Annotated in this window: 13 protein-coding genes; 10 read left to right on the top strand and 3 right to left on the bottom strand. The window is 37.5% G+C overall.

Annotated elements, in window-relative coordinates:
- Positions 1-132: 132 nt before the first annotated feature.
- From thrC to NFR27_RS07160, 5 genes are all read left to right on the top strand, one after another.
- A complete protein-coding gene (gene thrC, locus NFR27_RS07180) occupies positions 133-1632 on the top strand; it encodes a threonine synthase (protein ID WP_251443667.1) in 1500 nt (499 codons plus the stop codon).
- A 31-nt stretch (positions 1633-1663) separates the two neighbouring features.
- On the top strand, positions 1664-2521 hold the full coding sequence (locus NFR27_RS07175; RefSeq protein ID WP_251443664.1) for a DMT family transporter: 858 nt from the start codon (positions 1664-1666) through the stop codon (positions 2519-2521).
- A gap of 52 nt (positions 2522-2573) precedes the next feature.
- Complete coding sequence (locus NFR27_RS07170) at positions 2574-4499, top strand: ATP-dependent nuclease (RefSeq protein ID WP_251454932.1); 1926 nt, start codon at positions 2574-2576, stop codon at positions 4497-4499.
- Positions 4480-5895 carry a decarboxylating NADP(+)-dependent phosphogluconate dehydrogenase gene (gene gnd / locus NFR27_RS07165; protein ID WP_251443659.1) on the top strand — a complete coding sequence of 472 codons (1416 nt, stop codon included), beginning with the start codon at positions 4480-4482 and terminating at the stop codon, positions 5893-5895. Before NFR27_RS07170 ends, gnd begins: the two co-directional genes overlap by 20 nt.
- Positions 5896-6463: 568 nt before the next feature.
- Complete coding sequence (locus NFR27_RS07160) at positions 6464-8050, top strand: AlbA family DNA-binding domain-containing protein (protein WP_251443656.1); 1587 nt, start codon at positions 6464-6466, stop codon at positions 8048-8050.
- A gap of 309 nt (positions 8051-8359) precedes the next feature.
- Here NFR27_RS07160 and NFR27_RS07155 read toward each other — a convergent pair whose 3' ends face one another.
- Positions 8360-9292, bottom strand: a complete 933-nt coding sequence (locus NFR27_RS07155; RefSeq protein WP_251443641.1) for a fumarylacetoacetate hydrolase family protein — start codon at positions 9290-9292, stop codon at positions 8360-8362.
- A 17-nt stretch (positions 9293-9309) separates the two neighbouring features.
- The gene (locus NFR27_RS07150) at positions 9310-9714 is read right to left on the bottom strand and encodes a hypothetical protein (protein WP_251443638.1); all 405 of its coding nucleotides are present in this window, start codon (positions 9712-9714) and stop codon (positions 9310-9312) included.
- A 458-nt stretch (positions 9715-10172) separates the two neighbouring features.
- On the opposite strand from NFR27_RS07150, the gene NFR27_RS07145 reads away from it, so the two are divergent.
- From NFR27_RS07145 to NFR27_RS07125, 5 genes are all read left to right on the top strand, one after another.
- Entirely contained in the window at positions 10173-11150 is a 978-nt protein-coding gene (locus tag NFR27_RS07145) for a 2-hydroxyacid dehydrogenase (RefSeq protein ID WP_251443635.1), read from the top strand.
- 111 nt (positions 11151-11261) lie between these two features.
- Positions 11262-12935, top strand: coding sequence for a glutamine--tRNA ligase/YqeY domain fusion protein (locus NFR27_RS07140; protein ID WP_251443633.1), 1674 nt, complete (start codon positions 11262-11264; stop codon positions 12933-12935).
- Between the two features lie 21 nt (positions 12936-12956).
- Positions 12957-13598, top strand: coding sequence for a hypothetical protein (locus NFR27_RS07135; RefSeq protein WP_251443630.1), 642 nt, complete (start codon positions 12957-12959; stop codon positions 13596-13598).
- A 47-nt stretch (positions 13599-13645) separates the two neighbouring features.
- A complete protein-coding gene (locus NFR27_RS07130; protein ID WP_251443628.1) occupies positions 13646-14062 on the top strand; it encodes a DoxX family protein in 417 nt (138 codons plus the stop codon).
- 937 nt (positions 14063-14999) lie between these two features.
- Positions 15000-15329, top strand: a complete 330-nt coding sequence (locus NFR27_RS07125) for a hypothetical protein (protein ID WP_251454929.1) — start codon at positions 15000-15002, stop codon at positions 15327-15329.
- A 537-nt stretch (positions 15330-15866) separates the two neighbouring features.
- Here the strand turns inward: NFR27_RS07125 and NFR27_RS07120 are convergent.
- Positions 15867-16739, bottom strand: coding sequence for a hypothetical protein (locus NFR27_RS07120; protein ID WP_251454925.1), 873 nt, complete (start codon positions 16737-16739; stop codon positions 15867-15869).

Below are 16739 nucleotides of genomic sequence, written 5' to 3'. Positions count from 1 at the left end.
CACGTATTTTCGGTATAATTAATTGAAATACAGTAATAGTTTATTAAATGAGACGAATCAATCAAAGTTAGAGAATGCAAGTTCGTTTCAGATAAAAAATGTAAAAATTAACAGAAGTATGAGGGTAGAGAGATGAAATACAGAAGTACGAGAAGTGAAGAAACAGTAAATGAGATGTATGCATTATTACATGGCTTGGCCAGTGATGGGGGCCTCTATGTGCCAGCCAAATTTCCAGAACGAACGATTACCTATGATATGCTAGCAGACAAATCGTATCAGGATATTGCTTATATTGTATTAGCCCACTTTTTCCCTACATTTAGTGAGGCTGCGTTAAAGGAAATGATTAATGCGGCCTACAGTAAGGCTAATTTTAGCACTGCTGATATTGCACCGCTTCATTCCGTGTTAGAGCGGTTATCTGTACTCGAATTATTTCATGGGCGGACGCAAGCCTTTAAAGATATGGCATTATCTTTATTTCCTTATTTGTTGGTTGCGGCCAAAGAGGCTGAAGGGGAAACAGATGAAGTGCTTATTTTAACAGCTACGTCTGGTGATACGGGCAAAGCCGCTTTGGAAGGTTTTAAAGATGTAGCGGGCACACATATTCAGATTTTTTACCCTACTGATGGCGTTAGTCCTATGCAACAGGAGCAGATGCAAAAGCAAGCGGGCGACAATGTGAATGTAACCGCTATTCGTGGTAATTTTGACGATGCACAACAGTTTTTAAAACGTTTATTTGTAGATAAAGAGATGGCGGATAAGGTAGCTGCAAAAGGGGTACGCTTTTCAAGTGCTAACTCCATAAACATTGGTCGGTTAGCACCACAGGTAGTATATTATGTGGCAGCCTATGCTGAGCTTGTAAACCAAGGGGCCATTCATCGTGATGAAGCATTTAATGTGGTAGTGCCAACCGGCAACTTTGGTAATATTTTAGCAGCTTATTATGCGAAGAAAATGGGTGTACCTATTGGCAAGTTAATTTGTGCCTCCAATCGCAATAATGTGCTTACTGATTTCTTTAAAACTGGTACATATGATATGAATCGTGATTTCTATACGACGATTTCTCCTTCTATGGATATTTTAGAAAGCTCTAATTTTGAACGTTTTATTTATTATGTAAGTGGTGAGGATTATGAACTTACTAATACACGCATGAAAGATTTGAAAGCGACTGGAAAGTTATCTGTTAGTGAGGAAGAGTTAAGTCGTGTACAGCGTGATTTCAGTGGTCAGTTTGTATCTGATGAAGAAACAAAGGCTGTTATTGCGCAGGTATATAATTCGTATGGATATGTATTAGATCCTCATACGGCAGTAGCTATGGGTGCATATATGAAGGAATTGCAGGCCCATCCGGAAGATGGTAGCCGTCATACTGTTATTGCAGCCACCGCCCATCCGTTTAAATTCCCAACGCCAATTTGTGAAGCTTTGGAAATTCAACCAGGTGGTACACCATATGAAAGTTTAGAGCATATTAGTGCAGTTACGGGTGTAGCATTTCCTAAGGAATTAGCGGAATTACAGCATAAAGAGCTTCGTTTTACTCAGGTTATCGACAAAGAGTTGATGGGCAAGGAAATTTTAAGTTTTGTAGATACCTTTGGTAAATAAGTAGGGACATGATTTAGAAAGAAGTGACTGCGTGAGAAAAGCCTTTTTCTATGCTATCGCATCGGCGTTAGCATTTAGTGTAATGAATTTATTTGTTAAAATGTTAGGTCAAGCCATGCCGGCTGCGGAAATTACGTTTTTCCGTGGACTCATTGGCACTGTGGCTGTATTAGGATATATGTGGGCTAAGGGCATTGCCTTTTCCACCGAAAATAGAGGTATGTTGACCATTCGTGGTATTTTTGGTGGCGTTGGTACGTTGATGAATTTTATCGCCTTAGCCTATATGAATTTAGCGGATGCGTCCATTTTATTCCAATTATCTGGTATTTTTGTGTTTATTTTTAGTACCTTTGTATTGCGCGAATCCATTCCACAAGGGGCGGGCAAATGGCTAATTTTGATTTTTGTGGCTGTTATGATTATGATTAAGCCTTGGTCCTTTAGTGAGTTTCATTGGTATTCTTTATATGCTATAGGCGGGGCAGCCTTTGCCGCAGCAGCATATACGACAATTCGTAAAATTAGCCAGGTTGGGCATCATAGTAATTATGAGATTATGTTTTATTTCTTGGTGACCACAATGATTGTAGGGGGCGCTTTGATGTGGCCAAACTTTGTATGGCCTGATGCACGTCAATGGGGGATTATTGCTATTATTGGCGGTATTTCTGTCTTTGCCCAGTTTTTCTTAACGGGAGCCTTTGTAGCGACCAATGCTGTGGTAGCCCAGTTTTTACAATATATTGGCGTATTCTTTAATGCTATGTGGGGCTTTCTTATCTTTGGTGAAACCTTGTCATGGCTTACGGTTTGCGCCGGTTTACTCATGTTTGTAGCGTCTGTTATGATTGCTCGTTTAAAAGAACAGCACAGTGCGCAGCGTTGAGTTAATGCAGTAGGGATATAACGTATTCATTTATTTGAAAGTAGGTGCTAGCATGTATTTAGCCGCCTTAGAGATTGAAAATTTTCGCAATTTGAATCATATGCAGTTGGTTTTTCATGAACAATGTAATTATTTGATTGGTGAAAATGCTATCGGGAAGTCTAATTTGTTAGCCCTCATTACGCTTATTACGTCAGGCCAAGCGTTGGCTGCGTCTGATTTCTTTGATGTGACTAAACCAGTGAAAGTGCGTCTAACATTGACGGTCGATCCCCATGAAACGCTACCTAAGCGTTTTGTAGGGGCTGTCAATGAGGGGCGCATTTTGCTTGAGTGGGAGCAAGTATCTGTTGTGGCTAAACCTCAGTTATATGAGGTCTTAGCGGTAGCTAAACGGCGCCAAGTACCGTTGCGAGTGCTTCGGTATATTCCGTATTTAGCGCTTCGTGACATTGGCTTATATAAATTTGATACATTCACTGAGTTGACGTCTGGCGAGGCCGATAAGGATGCAAAAGGGGTAGACGCTTTTAAGCAGACGAATACGAAGGTCTCTACTGTAGTTGCTGAGTCCTATGAAGCCCTTCGTGACCGTTTAGGCCATGCATTAGAGACTGTATTGATTAAGGAAAATGGTAGTACGCCTAAATCCATGTCTCGTATAGCGTTGCGTATTCGCCAATTTCAGATGGTTATGCCTCATTTGCCGAATTATATGATTATTGTGTTAGCACAGCTGACACAATGGCCATTACTTGCCAGGGGCTCTATGACGGATAAAAAGGCGTTGAAGGCAGGCATTACTTCAGGTGTATATGCAGGATTTTATACGCCTGATGCGTTGCGTTTAATTACGATGGTAGTGCTTCGCGTTGTGAAGCAAATCTTTGCCCTAGTAGAAGGGGGTAAGTTTGAATCCCACGTGATTATGAAAAAAGGAAAGCGTTATTTGCCGCTGATAGTGAGTCTTGATGAAGTGGAGGCTCATTTAAATCCCTTGATGCAGCGGGCCATGGTAGATTATTTCAAAGAGATTTTAGCTAATGAAAATATTGGCTTTTTGCGAATTTTAAAAGATGTGTTTGGTGTGGATGGTCTATTAGGACAGCTTTTTATTGTCACCCATTCCGCAGAAGTTCTCGCCGATGATTATCGGCAAATTATTCGTTTTTACCGCCAACCGTCTGGTTCGGTTAAAATTGCTTGTGGTGTTACTTTTGAGGTTTCCTCAGAGGCGGAGGAGCATTTAATTGCTTATTTTTCAGCAGTGAAAGAAGCTCTGTATACACGTTGCGTAATGATTGTAGAAGGGGAGACGGAGTACAGTAGTTTTAGACAATTTGCTAAAACTTTAGGCATTCCTTTTGACTTCTATGGCATTGGCCTTATTAATGCACGTGGTCAAGGCTCGATTAGTCGTTTGGTTGAACTTTTCAATCGCTTTGATATTCCTGTCATTGCCCTTTATGATCGAGATGTGCGTACCGAAGCAAAAGCAGCAAAAAAGCAAGTGTATTTTACGGATACGATTTGTTTTGAGTTTGATTTAGTTAATCATTTGATTAGGCGTAATCGCCGTGTTATTTTAGATGATATTGTGCGCATGGTCATCAATCTTGAAGGTGGTTCTTCGTTAGTCAGTAAGAAGGCCATTACACAAGGAGTAGATAAGCTAGTAAAATATGCAAAATCTCAAAATGAATCTCTTCAAGGGCTAGTGAATCGGTCGTTTCAGGAACGAAAATTGAGTTCTATTCCTAATCGAGAGCTTCATTTATTAGAAATTTATTATTTTAGCTGGCTTTTTTTTCAAAAAGGTATTACTATAGGTAAATGTATTGCGTATAATATAAAGGAACGGGAAGATATTCCGCCAGCCTTTGTAAAAGTTATAAAAAAAGCACAGCAATTGGCGCAACAACAGGATGCGTGGCTTGCTGTGGAAGAGGAGACGAAATATGGAAAACAAAACATATGAATTTGGTTTAGTTGGCTTGGCTGTTATGGGACAGAACTTGGCTCGTAATGTGGCTCATAAAGGTTTCAGCATTGCTGTATATAATCGTACGCCACAGAAGACAGATGAATTTGTGGCAAAATTTGGTCATGAAGGCACTATCGGGGGTGCCCATAGTCCTGAGGAATTAGTGAACATGTTAGTGAAGCCTCGTAAAATTATGTTCTTAGTAAAAGCTGGTCAGCCTGTAGATGATATGATTGAGGCCTTTTTACCATATCTTGATAAAGGAGATATCTTGATTGATGGAGGTAACTCTCATTTTAGCGATACGCGCCGTCGTAGCAAAGAATTAGAAGCGAAAGGGTTCCGCTTCTTGGGCGTAGGTGTATCTGGTGGTGAAGAAGGGGCGTTAAATGGTCCTAGCTTGATGCCAGGTGGCAATGAAGCATCGTATAAAGAAGTGGCTCCTATTTTTACCGCTATTGCAGCACAAGTAGCAGATGGTCCTTGCTGTAGCTATGTAGGTGACGATGGGGCAGGTCACTATGTAAAAATGGTACATAATGGTATTGAATACGGTGATATGCAGCTTATTTCTGAAGCTTATTTCATGATGAAAGAATTGCTTCACATGAGCGATGATGAAATGGGTGATGTGTTCGCTGAATGGAATAAAGGACTATTAGATTCGTATTTAATCGAAATTACTTCTAAAATCTTAAAAGTGAGCGATAAAGAAATTGGTAAACCTTTATTGGAATTAATTTTGGATAAAGCAGGCCAAAAAGGGACTGGTAAATGGACAAGTCAAGAAGGTCTTGAATTGGGCGTGCCAATTCCAACTATTGCAGAAGCTGTATTTGCTCGTGGTATGTCCGCGTATAAATCAGAACGTGTAGAAGCGGCTAAACAGCTTAAAGGGCCAGAAGGCGAATATAAAGGTGATAAGAAAGCTTTTATCGATGCTATTCATTCCGCTTTATATGCTTCTAAAATTTGCTCCTATGCGCAAGGTTTTGCGTTGATTAAAGCGGCGGCAAAGGAATATAATTGGAATATTAACTTTGGTGACATGGCGCTTCTATGGCGGGGTGGTTGCATTATTCGTGCCGTATTCTTAGAAGACATTAAGAAAGCTTTTGAACGCAATCCACAGTTGAATAACTTGTTGCTAGATCCATTCTTCATGGAAGCGATTGAAAAACATCAAGCAAAATGGCGTGAAGCAATCATTGAGGCAAAACGTTTTGGTATTCCTACACCAGCGTTCTCCGCCTCTTTAGATTACTATGACAGCTATCGTCGTGAAAGCTTGCCAGCTAACATGATTCAAGCACAACGTGACTTCTTTGGTGCTCATACATATGAGCGTGTAGACAAAGAAGGGATTTTCCATACGGAGTGGGATAATTAAATAAAAAAGACCGTTCCCTATTTTTGCTTCCTACGAGTCAAGCTCTGAAGGTCGCTTCAAATAGGGAACGGTCTTTTTTTTCGAGGGTGGGAGAAGATGATAAAAGGCTGCTCTCTATTCTTGATTTCTACGAGTCAAGCTCTGAAGGTCGCTTCAAATAGGGAACGGTCTTTTTTTGTCGAGATAGGAGAAGGCTGATTTATATTTAATAAGTTTAAAAATAATAAAGACATTAATAGGATACTAATAAAGAAATTGAATCAATACTAGCAAAGAAAATGATTTATAACTAGTAAAGAAGTTAGTTTGTAACTAGTAAAGAAATGTATTTATCAATAATGAAATATAGGGTTTTACGGATATTTTTAAGGGTTTGCAGGGAGTGTGTTATTTCATATTTAGGATTGATTTTTTTATATTTCTTTTATAGAATAAATAAAAGAGGATTTGTTTTCTAGTAAAGAAATGTATTTGTACTAGTAAAGAAAGTGTCGAAACTGATAAATAAATTTAAGTATTACTGAAAATGACTTAAATTAGTAAAATTAGTTTGAAGGGAGGGACACTCGTGCAAATATCCGATATTAAGCGAATGGCATATGATATTTTAACGAATCGGAGTGTAGAGAGTAGTTATATTGAATATAAAAAGTCGGCGCAATTTAAGGATAAAATTTTAAAAACGGCTTGTGCTTTTGCTAATAATTATATGAATAATGAAATTGGGTTAATTTTTATTGGCGTGGAGGAAGTAAATGATATTTCAAGTGGGGAAAAAGCAATTCCTAAACGGCCTATTTGTGGCATTAAGGAGTCTTTGCTAGAAAGCACCGAGAATGATTTGAAATCGTTATTAGCTCATATTCACCCCAAGATTACGTATCATTTGATTCAAGATAGGCTTGATGATGCGAATTATTTAATTATTGCTATTGAGCCAGGCTCTAATGGACCATATCAGACTAGTGAAAAGGCAGAGCGTAGTTCAGCAATTAAGCTTAAGTCAGGGCGATATATTAGAATACAGAGGGACAGTAAATTACCTAATTTTACTGAAGAGTTTGAACTTTTGAAAAAGTTTGCGAACTTTTCTTTCAGTTCTAATCTTAATGAAACGGCTACGTTAGATGATTTAAATTACGAATATATGAAAGAGTATTTGGTTCAGACTGGTGCCAAAGAAGATATTCGTAATTTATCTAAATTAGATATGGCTAAGAGTATGGGATTAATTAGTGAAAGTGAATATGGTGGCTATCGGGCTAAAAATTTTGCTGTATTGATGTTTGCTAATCGTCCTAATCAATTTATTCCTAATGCGCATGTTGAAGTTATTAGGGAAATTAAGGGAACCGATCGGATGGAAGCTAAACGTTTTGACGGTCCTATTTGGATTCAAGCACAACAGTTGAGTCGTTATTTTCAAGACATGGTAATGACTTCGTATACGATTCGTACAGATGATAAAATTGAGCATGAAGTTATTTATAATTACCCTTTAATTGCATTTGAAGAACTAGCTACTAATGCAATATTACATAAAGAGTATGATACGCCTGAATATGTAGGTATTTATGTGTACCAAGATTGTATTTCGATTGTTAACCATAATCGACCTTTGCCACCGGTCACGATTGAAACATTAAATACGAGTAGACGCTTTGATAAACGACAATATGTGAACCCTCAAATTAAAGATATGTTTTATTCATTGAATTTAATTGAGTCTTATGGTTCAGGTATTCGGCGGGCCAAGGATGCGTTGTTAAATAATGGTTCACCAGAACTTCTTTTTTTACCAGACAATGATGTTGATAATTATACTAATGTGATAATGCGTATCCAGTCAGAGTTTTTAGAAGAGATTGCATATGCATATAAAAAGGTGAAACGCCATACGCCTACAGTGAATGAAAAATTAGCAATTCCTATAAAAAAAGAGATGTCTCGTAAAAAGACATCTTCAGTGGTTGATGAGATATTACATTTAATGAAATCAAATCCTCAAATTACAGCCGTTCAAATTGCGGATACCTTAGGGAGCATTACCGCGGCCGGTGTACGCTATAATATTGCCAATTTAAAAGCGAAAGGCGTTATTGAACGAGCCGGCTCTACCAAGGCTGGTACATGGGTTGTATTGAAAGACTTGTAAATTAAATAGTAATTTTTATATTATTCTTTTTTAGTACATAAAACGATCTTAGTACATAAAATACAATATGCGCATTAGGGTAATGCATTGTCTATTATTCTATTGTTCGCGGTATATAAAAAGCCCGTTCCTTATTTGAAGCGACCTTCAGAGCTTGACTCGTAGCGAGCAAGAATAAGGAACGGGCTTTTAATTAGTCTACTTAACGTATAATTTGTGGAAATCAGAAGTAGAGTGCCTATCGTTTTATGTCGCTTTCTCCTTCAGAGCTTGACTCGTAGGAAGCAAAAATAGGGAACGGTCTATATTTTAATATTCTTCTTCGTACTCTTCGTATTCTAATTTTGGTGCTTCTGGTTGTACGGTGTTAGTCAAAGTGCCGATACCAGGGATGGTAATGGATACTACATCATCTTCTTGAAGGAAGCGTGGTGGATTAAAGCCAACGCCCACACCAGAAGGTGTGCCAGTAGCGATAATATCGCCCGGTTCTAATGTAAGGCCACGACTTAAAGTACTGATTAAGGTTGGAATGGAGAAGATTAGATCTTCTGTCGTGCCAGACTGGCGAAGTTCGCTATTTACATAGGTGCGAATTTCAAAGTCTTTAGGTTGTTTATCATTGATTAAAATAGCAGGTCCCATAGGGCAGAATCCATCAAGGCTTTTACCTAAGAACCATTGGGAATGACGGCGTTGCAAATCGCGGGCTGTTACATCATTGATAATGGTATAACCGAAGATATAATCATTCACTTCGTCTTCGGTTATATTGGTGCCACGCTTTCCTATAATAATAGCTAGTTCGCCTTCGTAATCGACTTCAGACGTAGCTTGCGGATGTAGTGGAATGACACCATTTGGTGGTGTTATTGTATTCGGTAGTTTAGTAAAGAAAATAGGATGCTCTGGTTCGCCACCAGTTTTATCAAATTCTGCAATGTGTTCACGATAATTTTTACCAACACAGAAAATATTGCGGTGAGGTCTGAAAGGGGCTTCTAATACAACTTCAGATAGATTATAAGGCACAGCAATAGGGGTTTCACGATGTTTTTCTAAAGCCGTGGCTAATATTAAAACCCCCTCACTCCCTAAATTGATTAAATCTTCAATGGTTTCTGGTAAATAGGAGAAGTAGGCATCTTCTAAATCAGCGCTACCTAAAATAGTTTGATGTTCTTCGTCAATAACGCCCCACTGGCGAACTCCGCTAGGGGATATAAATGTAGCTATTTTCATAGGACCTCCTGAATGGATTATTTTTCAAGCAGTTTAATTTTTTTGTTGAGCCATTTTTCACAACTTTCACGATCGTTAAAAAAGCGTAAATCTCGTACCCCATCAAAGTCTACATAAAGACCATAGACGAATGGGATTGGTGTATTTTCGGCAATATTAAAGGTGTCGACGGCAATATAGGTGCCAGGCTCTTTAGGTGCTTCCAGTGTTTCAAAAGGGATTTCCTTAATGGTGAAAGCTTCTCCGTTAGAACGACGGCGTGTACGTTTAGGCACTAATGAAAATGTGCGTGATTTACCAGCTTCATCAATTGTAATAGTAACGGGGTGATTTGGATCGTAATTGGTCATGAGTCGATTTAATACTGTTTTAAAGTCACGTAGTGTTACTTCCGTGTCAGTTAATGAGTCAATATACGCCATGGGAAATTCCTCTTTTCAAATAAACAGAAAACAACAAATTGATACATCCGAAACATATAAAGGATTGAACGTAATAATACATATACAAACATATAAAAAATTAAATATACAAATAATCAGTATGGTTTCTAAAATTGAGCTTTAATAAGCCCTAACTGATTGGATTCATTTATATGTTTAACTATATCATATATCGATGAATTGATAAAGTAATTTAATAAGGTGTGAGTGGAAATATGAGTGAAAACATGAGCGTTAACGATATATTTAGAGTAAATATGAGTTGTAAAAATCATTCGCAATAATAAAAGTTTAAAATATCAGAAATTTTCAATGTTTTTATTTTATCTAATGGCTCAAATTGTATATAATGAAAAGAAGGAAGATAGTTTGTAATTGTAGTTTATAGTATACAGTAATTATTTAATGGATAGATTGATTACTAGGAGGTTGATAGTATGAGTAAACCTGTTGTAGTAGTACCAGGCTTAGTGCGTAAGGATGCATTAGCTTATTTAGGCGAACATGTAACAATTAAACAATGGACTGAAAAGACACCTATGCCACGGGAAACGTTAAAAGAGTGGCTTAAAGAGGCAGATGGTCTTTGGAGTATTAATAATGTAAAAGTTGATGCTGATTTAATTGCGGATGCCCCTAATTTGAAGGTAATTGCGCAGGCTTCAGTGGGCTATGATAATGTTGTTATTGATGATTTGTCAGCTCGCCATATTCCGTATGGCAATACGCCTGATGTGTTAACGGAGTCTGTGGCAGAATTAGCGTTTACTTTGGTTGCGGCCGCGAGTCGTCGCGTTATGGAAAATGCTGATTTTGTAAAAAGTGGTCAGTGGGAACAGCGCCCTTCGAATATTAAGGGTAAAGATTTAAGTCGCGCCACATTAGGGATTATTGGCATGGGTAATATTGGCGTTTCCATTTCAAGGCGGGCCCGTGCATTTGGGATGACGGTTATCTATAATAATCGCAAACCTCGTCCGGATGAAAAGTTATATATGGTAGAATATCGTGACCGCGATGCTTTATATGCTGAAAGTGATGTGGTTTTAGTAGTGACTCCATTGACTCCTGAAACATACCATATGATTGATAAAGAAGCATTTAAAAAGATGAAAAAAGATGCCTTATTTGTTAATGTGGGGCGTGGTAAAATTGTTGATACTGATGCTTTAGTATGGGCTCTTAATGAAGGTGAAATTGATTATGCGGCTCTTGATGTAACAGATCCAGAACCACTACCAGGAGATCATCCATTGCTGAAAACTGGTAAAGTGTTAGTGGTGCCACATATTGCTTCTTTTACAGATCGTACACGGCGTGATATGGCTATGCTTACAGCAGATAATTTAATTCGTGGGGTACAAGGGAAGGCTTTAAAAACTTGTGTCAATAAAGATGTGAATTATAGCGAATAAAGTATGCCTAAGTATAAGCTATTCGTGGCAGGACGAGGGGATTTGTGATACAATAAAAAGATATCATAAGAACCTTAGAATGTTGGTTCAACGTAGAGAGGATGGTTATTGTTGGAAACGCCAAATACGGAAGCAGTAAATTTTATTGAAGCAATTATTAATAAAGATAACGAAGAAGGGACATATGGAAAACGCGTACATACTCGTTTTCCACCAGAGCCAAATGGGTATTTACATATTGGTCATGCTAAGTCCATTTGCTTAAACTTTGGTTTAGGCGAAAGCTATAAGGGGCTTACTAATCTTCGTTTTGATGATACAAATCCTGTAAAAGAAGATGTTGAGTATGTTAAGTCCATTGAAGCCGATGTAAAATGGTTAGGTTTTGATTGGGCTGATCGTGAGTATTTTGCGTCTGATTATTTTGATCAAATGTATGAATATGCCAAAGAGTTGATTAAAAAAGGCCGTGCTTATGTAGATGATCAAACGCCTGAAGAAATTAAAAATACACGAGGCGATTTTGCAACACCAGGTACCAATAGTCCATACCGTGATCGTTCGGTGGAAGAAAATTTACGTCTTTTTGAAGAAATGAAAGATGGCAAATACAAAGATGGTGAAAAAGTATTGCGTGCTAAGATTGATATGGCATCACCTAATATTGTTATGCGTGATCCTGTATTGTATCGTATTTTGCATGCGGATCATCATCGTACGGGGAGCAAATGGTGCATTTATCCAATGTATGACTATGCGCATCCTGTAGAAGATGCTATTGAACGTATTACTCACTCCGTTTGTACCCTTGAATTTGAAGTGCATCGTCCACTATATAATTGGGTGCTTGAAGAATGGCCTGATACAGAAAAGCCAAAACAGATTGAATTTGCTCGTTTGAATGTTACTAACATGGTAATGAGTAAACGTAAATTGCGCCAATTGGTGGAAAAGAATTTGGTAAGTGGTTGGGATGATCCTCGTATGCCAACTATTTCAGGCTTACGTCGTCGTGGTTATACGCCAGAAGCAATTCGTGACTTCTGTCAGCGTATCGGCGTAGCTAAAGCGGATAGTGTGGTAGACATTGCTTTATTGGAATTCTGTATTCGTGAAGATTTAAAAATGAAAGCTCCTCGTCAAATGGCGGTTATCAAGCCTGTGAAGGTAGTGATTACAAATTACCTAGAAGGGCAAACTGAAATGGTAACTATCGAAAATAATCCTGAAAATGAAGCTATGGGAACTCGTGAAGTGCCATTTGGTCGTGAAATTTATATTGAGCAAGATGATTTCATGGAAGTACCAGTGAAAAAATTCTTCCGTATGACACCAGGTAAAGAAGTACGTTTAAAAGGTGCTTATATTGTTATGTGTGATGAAGTGATTAAGAATGAAGATGGTTCTATCAAAGAAATTCATTGTACATATGACCCTGAAAGTCGCAGTGGCAGTGGTTGTCAACGTAAAGTTAAAGGGACGCTTCATTGGGTAGAAGCATCAACGGCTGTGGATATGGAAATTCGTTTATATGAGTATCTATTAAAAGCTGATGATGAAACAACAGCGGATAAAGATTTTTTAGAACAGTTGAATCCAGATTCCTTGACAGTTTGTCAGGGCAAAGGGGAACCTGCTTTTAAAACGACGCAAGTGGGTGACCATTTCCAATTCCTTCGTCAAGGGTATTTCGTAACAGATACGGATAGTACCGCTGATCATATTGTAATGAATCGTATTGTAGGCCTTCGTGATAGCTGGGCAAAAGCACAGAAAAAAGGCTAAGTTTTTATAGAGGAGATGTCCATGAAAGCAACCACTTGGTGTGCTACTTTGGCGTTAGCTTTGTCCGTTAGTGTTACTAGTTTAGCAAGTGCAGCTACGCCTACGACGGTAGCGATTAAAGATATTAAAGTGCCAAATAATGTAACAATATTAGCTGGTTCACAAAAAGCCTTGTTTACAGATAGTCAGGATTTTAAACAATTCTTATTGGATAAAGGCTTATTAAGTGCTGATGTATATCAGTTGCGTTATAAGGTAGACAATGTATTTTCTTATGGATTAGTAGCGGATGTACGGTTTGGTGAACAGGGGTTACGTAATTTAGGAATTGAAAGTAAAATGCCTGTGATTTCTTTGAAGAAGAAAAAAGAACAGGACTCTTCTTCATTGCCTGAGTTAGCTGCTGCCATTAATGCAGGCACTATGAATACAGTGCAAGCGTATCGTGTAGTAGAACCATTAACAGAACAAAAAAATGGCACATACACTGGTACATTGCGTTTTGATAATCCAGTAGGCGATGTTATTTACTCTGAAACCTTGCACATTGTATTGTATGATAATGTGTATTTTGGTCCTTCAGCACGCATTATTGCTTTAAATAGTGCTGATGATGATATGTTGTGGCCTTTGGTAAAAGGATTTGCCAAAGTTGTTAAATAATGGGCACTATATAATTTCATATTAATTGAGGAGATTGGCGATCATATATGAATTTTTTGTTTCATAATTTATTTCGCTATCAAGATTTAGGCTTACTATTTTATCGTGTAGTATTCGGCCTATCTATGATGGCACATGGTTATTTTAAATTTGCTGGCGGTGAGCAAACCTTATATAACATTGGCTATACTATGGCTCAGTTTGGTGTGCCTGATGGCTTTTTGTTATTAGGTATGGGTGCTGCGGCTGCTGAATTATTAGGTGGTTTTTTAATCATTTTAGGATTTTTAACTCGTTTAGGTGCATTGCTTATTGCTTTTACTTTGCTAATTGCGACGTATGCAGCCTTTGGGGGTGGGTTCTTTAAGTGGGATTATCCATCTCAAATGATGTTTGGTTCGATTATGTTATTTATTGCCGGACCAGGCCGTTATAGTGTAGATAGCGCTTTCGCACGGCGGTAAAAACACTTTTAAGAACTGTCAGTTGGCAGACAACAGAAAAATTAATCAATAAAGAGGCCGTATAGTGTCGCGACACTATACGGTTTTTTATTTGTAAGGGATACTTTTATTTAAAGGTGATTAAGAAAAAATAATTAGGCAAATTTGTGAAATTTATGGAAAAAAGTTTTCATTTGTCACTAGAAATGGTAAGATTAAGTATATACTTAGAACTAGTAGAAAGAAGACTATCTCATGAATATGACATAACAGTCAACATTACACTAAACATATGTGCTAGTTAATGCTGCTTGACCTAAAATTAGCACTGCTAGTATCAAACTACAGGACAACCACTGGAACGACTAAAAGGTAAAAATTGGTAAAAATTTGTGAGCCGATATACATCAGTTGAAATTCTCTGAATACCCCCGTGGGGTCTCCCTCGAACCGTTCATCTCAATTCATATCGTTTCCAACTCTATCTTATTATTGTATTTATGGGGTAGGTCGGGACGGAAAAAGACCCAGTAAATACTTGTCAATACCACGGAATACCCTAAAAGACTACCAAGTAGCACTCCATAGGCATTCCTACAGTATCCCTACAGCATACTAAAGGTTAAGACTACAAGTATTTGTTCCCAGTGTTTAACCAGTGGAACTAATTATGTCCAGTGGTTAACTCTTAACGTTCTACCAGTGGTACTCCACAAGCCCATGTAGGGCGTTCCGTACCTCTTGAGGAGTGACCGTGGAGATAACCAACAGTAGCCCGTATTAGTTTCTAAAGGGGACACTCCAAGCCGTTCCCCTTTAGAATCCCCACGGCTGACTATAACAGCAACTTACTCAATCCAAGAGGTTGTACCAGTGTGTATTACTATCGACACTAACAAAGGTCATATAGTATAATTTAGAGTAACAATATTAGGTGTTGAAAGGGGAGTTTATCAAGATGAAAAAATTAATCCTTTGTCTATTTGTGTCTTTGCTTTGGGGAACAGTTGGAGCAACTAACGCCATACCAATATCAAACTTATATGGAGACTGGCAAGAAATAAACGGGAACGAGACAATAAGAATAAATGATGGTTACATGAAAGGGTACTTATATGAAATTGAAAGTTATACAGTAAAGGATAAACAGACAACAATAGTAGTAAACTTATTAAATAATAACAAAGGTCATGACTTAGGATATATATTTAACAATAGACATGATGATGTAGTAGAAGTATACAATTTTGAAACTGGTAAATTTAAGATGTTTTACAAAAAGAAATAAAAATAAAAGGATAACAAAAGGACTACTGCAAGATACACTGTTGTATTCTGTAGTAGTCCTTATTTTTTTTTCTTATTTATCATCCACTTGATAGAAGACAGAGTTTTCATGTCCACACTCTATAAGTAAATCATTGAGTGTTTCAGGGTCTAATTCTTTTATTGGTTTATAGGTGTCTTCAAAATCTTTTGTTAACTTAATGAAATAATCAACATCAGTTTGTTTTAAATAAGTAATTATGCATATGTTACCTCATACGGTGTATTTAACAAATATACTAGCAAGTCATCTTTAGGTGATCTAATGTAGTAATCCTTTGTCTTTTCATTAATATACGCTTTTTGACTATTACTTTTGTTGAGTGCAGTAATCACTTGTTTATAAAAAGTCTTTCATTTTTTGCCATAATCAACATATTGTTGTAGGGTATCAAGAGATACCTCATAATTACATAATAGGTGGTCTACTATGTAATCCAAATCGTATTGGACACATAAGTTTTTATTATCTTTGATGACTTCATACATTTTATCACCTCTATTCATTTTCATAATCGTACTGGAATTGTTGGAAGTTATGGACAGTTAAATATTTAAACTGATGTAACTTTGTCTGAGTTAATCCAGTAACAGATAATCTATTATCATCTACTACTAAATCATAATTGCTTTTTGTATAAACATCTAATGGCATTTCTGCCCAGTCATATGGGGACATTTTGAAACATATTGTGTTGTCTTTGTAAATTGAAAGAGGGTAACACGCTTTACCTTCTACTTCTTCCATGTCAACATCAAGTAACTTTACATTGTTATCCATAAATTCAATGACGCTTTCTATGTCTGCATATAATGCTTCACAAAGTTTACTTTCTCTTGTTGGTCTTAACGGGATACTTGCACCAATACGACCTGTATATTGTGGGTCTATAGTGCAACGCTCAGTGGCTATCAAGTCCATGTAAAATATTTCATTATCATCATACTGTAGGTCTTCCGCTACAGCTGATAATGTAGGAGTAATACCGATGTCTTCTAACAGTTTTTTACAGTATTGGTTTGTAATTGTTTCGTCATTTGTCCTTTGCCAGTGTACCCAATCTAACATGTTATATGTAAACTGGATTAATAGCCCTGCAAGTAGTCTTGACGCCATATATTTTGGGTCAAAGTTGCCACCGTACATTACCTTATGGGACATCATTGCACATAGCACATCAGCACCATTTTTCTCGATGTACTCAAGGTGAACTGGGTTGTTACTGTCAGGATAACCAACAGTGACCCTTTCGAAACATACTGGTTTCACGCCAGTAATACCGATAAACATATGAAAATCAAGTGGGTAAGGGTAACGCTTACATTTGTGTGCCTTTGATTTTAACATTTCTAAAACTTCTTGTCTGTCCAT

The organism is Veillonella intestinalis, assembly GCF_943192895.1.
In the GTDB taxonomy this organism is placed as follows: Bacteria; Bacillota; Negativicutes; order Veillonellales; family Veillonellaceae; genus Veillonella_A; species Veillonella_A intestinalis.
The sequence above is the reverse complement of the archived record's forward strand: the minus strand, read 5'-3'. Positions and strand labels throughout refer to the sequence as shown.

Excerpts from the sequence above, each read along its gene's own strand:
- NFR27_RS07145 (WP_251443635.1), top strand. The coding sequence starts at position 10,173 with ATGAGTAAACCTGTTGTAGTAGTACCAGGCTTAGTGCGTAAGGATGCA.
- NFR27_RS07155 (WP_251443641.1), bottom strand. The coding sequence starts at position 9,292 with ATGAAAATAGCTACATTTATATCCCCTAGCGGAGTTCGCCAGTGGGGC.
- gnd (WP_251443659.1), top strand. The coding sequence starts at position 4,480 with ATGGAAAACAAAACATATGAATTTGGTTTAGTTGGCTTGGCTGTTATG.
- NFR27_RS07120 (WP_251454925.1), bottom strand. The coding sequence starts at position 16,739 with ATGGACAGACAAGAAGTTTTAGAAATGTTAAAATCAAAGGCACACAAA.
- NFR27_RS07135 (WP_251443630.1), top strand. The coding sequence starts at position 12,957 with ATGAAAGCAACCACTTGGTGTGCTACTTTGGCGTTAGCTTTGTCCGTT.
- NFR27_RS07170 (WP_251454932.1), top strand. The coding sequence starts at position 2,574 with ATGTATTTAGCCGCCTTAGAGATTGAAAATTTTCGCAATTTGAATCAT.
- NFR27_RS07125 (WP_251454929.1), top strand. The coding sequence starts at position 15,000 with ATGAAAAAATTAATCCTTTGTCTATTTGTGTCTTTGCTTTGGGGAACA.
- NFR27_RS07130 (WP_251443628.1), top strand. The coding sequence starts at position 13,646 with ATGAATTTTTTGTTTCATAATTTATTTCGCTATCAAGATTTAGGCTTA.
- thrC (WP_251443667.1), top strand. The coding sequence starts at position 133 with ATGAAATACAGAAGTACGAGAAGTGAAGAAACAGTAAATGAGATGTAT.
- NFR27_RS07150 (WP_251443638.1), bottom strand. The coding sequence starts at position 9,714 with ATGGCGTATATTGACTCATTAACTGACACGGAAGTAACACTACGTGAC.